This window comes from Paractinoplanes durhamensis (assembly GCF_016862175.1).
Lineage (GTDB): Bacteria > Actinomycetota > Actinomycetes > Mycobacteriales > Micromonosporaceae > Actinoplanes > Actinoplanes durhamensis.
Window position 1 is genome coordinate 1 of sequence record NZ_BOML01000128.1, and the last position, 1390, is coordinate 1390.

General features: G+C 66.0%; 1 protein-coding gene. It reads left to right on the forward strand.

Annotation, left to right across the window (positions count from 1 at the left end):
- The first annotated feature begins 176 nt into the window (after positions 1-176).
- Positions 177-1385 (forward strand): ISAs1 family transposase, encoded by a 1209-nt coding sequence (locus Adu01nite_RS47420; RefSeq protein WP_239133253.1) that lies wholly within the window; start codon positions 177-179, stop codon positions 1383-1385.
- Positions 1386-1390 lie beyond the last annotated feature (5 nt).

Here is a 1390-nt window from a genome sequence, read left to right on the forward strand (position 1 = left end):
AGGGCTGTTGCGTAGTCGGTTGAGGGGTGTGTGAGCTGCGGTTTTGGGTGGTCCTGCAGCGGGGCTGGGGTCCATGTAGGACGGGTGCGGCCCGTTGGTGATCATGGTGTTTGCGAAGACAACCATGAACCAGAACAGGACCGCACCCGCTGATGTCATCATCACTGACCGAGATCGTGCTGCCGCACCGACCCCCCGATGTGCCGTGCCCAGCTGTGGTCACCGATGGTGACCGTCACAGTCTGTTCGTGGCGTTGGAGGTGGTCGACGATCCGCGAGATCCGCGGGGCCGGCGGTATCCGCTGGTCAGCATCCTGGCAGCGGCGGTGTGTGCGGTGCTTGCCGGGGCGTGTACGTTCGCCGCGGTCACCGACTGGGTGCGTTTTCAAGACCAGGCGGTGTGGGCTCGGCTCGGGTTCACCGGCCGGGTACCCGCCTCGACGACGGTGTGGCGGTTGTTGATCCGGCTCGACGCCGAGGTGTTGTCACAGGTCCTGGCCCGCTGGCTGCGGGCGAGGGCGGCGCCGGTCGTGGTCGCCGGACGGCGGTGGCGCCTGGTGATCGCTGTCGATGGGAAGGTCGCTCGGGGTGCCCGACTCGCCGACGGGCGGCAGGTCCATCTGCTCTCGGCATACGACACGAGCACCGGGATCGTGCTCGCCCAGGTGCAGATCACGGCGAAGTCCAACGAAATCCCCGCTTTCACCCCACTGTTTCGCCTGGTCGCGGCCGTGTTGGGGTCATTGAAGGATGTCCTGGTGGTCGCGGACGCGTTGCATGCCCAGACCGGGCATGCCGAACTGCTCGCCGCGGGTGGCGGGCATCTCATGGTCGCGGTCAAGGGTAACCAGCCGAAGCTGTTCGCCCAGCTCAAGGCACTTCCCTGGGCCGAGGTCCCGGTCGGGGTGCAGACCCGGGAGACCGGCCACGGCCGTAAGGAGACCCGCACGGTCAAGGCGCTGACTGTCAAGACTCCGGGCGGGCTGGGCTTCCCCCGCGCTGAGCAGGCCGTCCGGATCACCCGCACCCGCACGATCAAGGGCAAGACCACCCGTGAAGCGGCGTACCTGACCATCTCGCTGCCCGCCGACCAGGCTCAACCCGACGATCTCGGCACCTGGGCGCGTTCTGAATGGCATATCGAGAACCGTCTACATTACGTCCGAGACGTAACGCTACGTGAAGACGCCCACCAAGCCAGAACCCATAACGGCCCGGCCATATTCGCCACGCTCCGTAACACCGCGATCGGGTACCACCATATCGACGGTGCCACCAACATCGCCGAAGCCACCCGAAGAGCCAACCACCGCCCACACGATCTCATCGACGCCGTGACCACCGGAAAACCGGCCGTGACCAGGAACAACCCGACTATGCAATAGCCCTG